Origin of the sequence: Flavobacterium sp., assembly GCF_043722275.1 — a bacterium.
Lineage (GTDB): Bacteria > Bacteroidota > Bacteroidia > Flavobacteriales > Flavobacteriaceae > Flavobacterium.
Genome location: NZ_JAYSPC010000099.1, coordinates 1 through 3304 on the forward strand (window position 1 = coordinate 1; position 3304 = coordinate 3304).

3 protein-coding genes and 1 pseudogene are annotated in these 3304 nt (G+C 32.3%); all 4 read right to left on the reverse strand.

What is annotated here, in order from left to right; genetic code table 11:
* Positions 1 to 500: 500 nt before the first annotated feature.
* Complete coding sequence (locus ACHZDT_RS12560; RefSeq protein WP_394774974.1) at positions 501 to 848, reverse strand: transposase; 348 nt, start codon at positions 846 to 848, stop codon at positions 501 to 503.
* A gap of 238 nt (positions 849 to 1086) precedes the next feature.
* On the reverse strand, positions 1087 to 1356 hold the full coding sequence (locus ACHZDT_RS12565; RefSeq protein WP_394774975.1) for a transposase: 270 nt from the start codon (positions 1354 to 1356) through the stop codon (positions 1087 to 1089).
* 442 nt (positions 1357 to 1798) lie between these two features.
* Positions 1799 to 2011 (reverse strand): transposase, encoded by a 213-nt coding sequence (locus ACHZDT_RS12570; RefSeq protein ID WP_394774976.1) that lies wholly within the window; start codon positions 2009 to 2011, stop codon positions 1799 to 1801.
* 258 nt (positions 2012 to 2269) lie between these two features.
* Positions 2270 to 2404, reverse strand: a pseudogene (locus tag ACHZDT_RS12575) (transposase); the annotation flags it as partial.
* Positions 2405 to 3304 lie beyond the last annotated feature (900 nt).

Here is a 3304-nt window from a genome sequence, read left to right on the forward strand (position 1 = left end):
TTTCGATTCCCTGTGTTCTTTTGGTATCGAATTAATCTCTTTTAAATAAAGATGAAGTGTTTCGTCCTCCTTTTTATAAGAAGTAAGTTCAAAATAATCCTATTATCTCAGGTAGTAATAGCTTCAGGATATCAATAAAAGAATCTTGCATTGGGGGGCTAATTTGGAAATACAAATATCTATATTTTAATATTTACATACAACAATATGTCTTGATCCAAAATTCCCCGAAGTTGTTGATTTAGATTGTAAGCTGTTTTTATATCAGGATATAATTCAAATACCATTTGCGCTCTTTCTTTTTGACTTTGTGTCCATTTTCTCGAGATTTATACAGCAGATACCTGCTTCTTGCCAATAGCTGTTTTACAGAATCTCCGTTAGGTAAAAGCTGGGGAATATATGTTTGTTTTCTAATTTTGACTGTAGAATCAATTGATTTTCAAAATCCATAGCTTCCCATCGATGCTTTATTCTAATTTCCTGTAATGCTTCCAAAGCTAATTTTTGAACATGAAACTGTCGGTGACTTGTATGGCTTTTGGAAAACATCTCTTTGAAATTAATTTCATGGAATTAGCCATGTCGAGTGTTATTTCTTTAACAATAGAACGCTTTTTATAGTCAATTTTGCAGATGTGCTCTATGACCTGATCAGCTTTGGTTCCGGCAACAATAGCTACTAAGGAACCCTTTTTTCCTTTGAATTTCTTGTTGGTTAAAATAGTATAAAGTTCACCCTGGGACAATGCTACTTCGTCAATAGATAAATGGCTACCCATATTTTCAGGATAAATAATCCACTGATGCGCATGTTCGCGTGGTGCCCATGTGGAAAAGGAACTCAAGTGTTTTTTATATTGTCTTTGAAGTTTTTTACCATTGACTCCAAAGAATCCTCCAATCGTATGGCAATCTGTAGCACTGCTATCGATTAATTTCTTTTAAAAAAGCCGCAAACTCCTGAGTCATGCGTGTTCCTTTGGCGACTAAGGCCCAATACTTTCTCTGTATTAGTGGTGGAAACTACTTCAAAATGTTCTACTAAAAAATCAGGCAGCATAAATTTTAAAAGATCTATAGGAGTCATGTCAAATTCTTAGATTGCAAATTTCTTATTTTATTTTGACATTCCTCCCCAGGTTTTGTTCTTGATCCATTTGTACTTCTATTATCAAAATAGTTTAAGATTGACTGGTAATTAAGAGTTATAGTATTGAGTAAAATATTAAAGTTTTTAAAACCTGATTCCTCTATATTCCTGTACCAATGCGCCAGCTTTAGATTATAGGATGTTTTAATATCAGGATCTAAGTCAAATATCATTTGAGCCCTTGTCTTGGGTTCAAGCGGCATCAATCTAAAAGTTGTGGATCATCTAAAATTTATGCATAAATATTAGTTAGCCTAAAATGGAAATATTCTACATTCCTTGCTCCTCTGAATTTTGATCTAAATGCTTTTATTTTTGCATTAAAGATTCTACCGAAGCATTCGAGCTTCTATTATCAAAATAATTAAGTATTGTTTGAATAATGATGATTTATTATTGATATTGTATTAAAGACTTGAATATGCATTGCGGTACTTATCACAAAAAGATAAAAGAATTATGTAAAACTTTGATGCAAAGTTTTCATCTTATTTATCAAGATTCTTTACTATACTATTGGTTTTTTGCAACAAAATTTTCGCGAATCTTGCTGAAAAATGTTTTGTTCTGTGCTGGAACAGAAGTTTTTGGATCAACACGGAAAACCTCTGGACAGTAAAATTTAAGCATACATATTAATTAGCCTCAAAAGGAAAATTCTACATTCATTACGCCTCTGAATTTTGATCTAAATGCTTTTATTTTTGCATTGAATGATTCTGCTGACGGGTTATTATTTCTCTTATCGAAATCGTTCAAAATAGTTTGGTAGTGATTTATAATTGTTCGGGGAGATTGTACCAAAAGACTTAAATCAGATTGATTAACTTTCTCGTGCCATTTGGCCAGTCTGCCCAAGCCAACGATTTCTCAAAGATATTACGTAAATCCTGTGTTAGATTGTATGCTTTATTGATATCGGATATAATCCAAACAACAAGCTTGCATGTTTTGTTTGGTTTTCTGACCATTTAGACTTGCTTTTGTGTAAAAAGAGTAACGGCTTCTTGCCGGTAATTGTTTAAGTTATCACCATTGCTAAGTATTTGAGAAAAGAATTTTTAATTTGATTTTTTCACTATCTCTATCTGCATTTTCCTGATCAATAGCCAGTCATCAGTATTTGATCCTGATTTCCAGCAAAGCTTCTGACGTTAGCTTTTGAAGATGAAAACGATCCGTAATACGAACTGCATTCGGAAAACATTTCCTGACAATCAATCCCATATCCAAAATGGTTTTCTTGACTAGATTTCGTTCTTTAAGAGGATTTTTTCAATAACTGTTTCTGCTTTAATTCCTGCGACCGTTGCTACTGCGTGTTCCTTTAGCAACTAAAGTCCAATTTCTTTTAATAATTTCTCCATTATTCTTATTGGTCCAACTATGTCTTTTAATTTGTAGATAAACAAATTTACCTCGTAAAAGGAAATCCTGAATAGTAACTTCCTGATATGAAGCCATACCTGGTGTTCGCGGATAAGAAATTCAGACCTTATTATTTGATCAAAGATACTTGAGCTTAATTTAGATTCTTTAGGTGTCAAATTAGTTTCTTATATATAAAGATGAAGTGTTTTTACTTCCTTTATGAAGTAGTTCAAAGTAGACTACTTCATCTCAGAGTAATAACTTTAGCACATTGATAAAGAAGCTTACAGTGCTCAATAGTTGCTCTAATAAAAAGTGTGGTCGATTGTGTTAATTAGGGGCTTCAAAAAGAGATAAAGGATTTTCAATTTTTTAAATATCTCTAATAATATACAAATCGACATTCAATATTTTGGTAATATTTGGATTTAGACATTCTAGTTTTTATTATCGTTTGGAGCCGTGCCTCTTATGAAAAAGTTAAAATGTTTCTGTTTCTATTGAGTTAGGGTAGTTTCTTAAAGGAGCTTATCAATAATATCTAAAGCACTTTTTTAATAAAGGTAGAAAACTAGGTAATTCTCAAGGTGGTGGCGTGATGGCAAACTAACAAATCAAGCTTTTCGCTTATTATGAAATAATCGGTAGAGCATGATAAATCTGCGAAGTCCATTAAATCGGCACTTCATTGAATGGTGAAATTACGGAAAGCACAATGGTACAGTGAAAATTCCTATAAATATCAAAAGTGATGAAAAGCTAAGTTTTGTGTTATCAGAG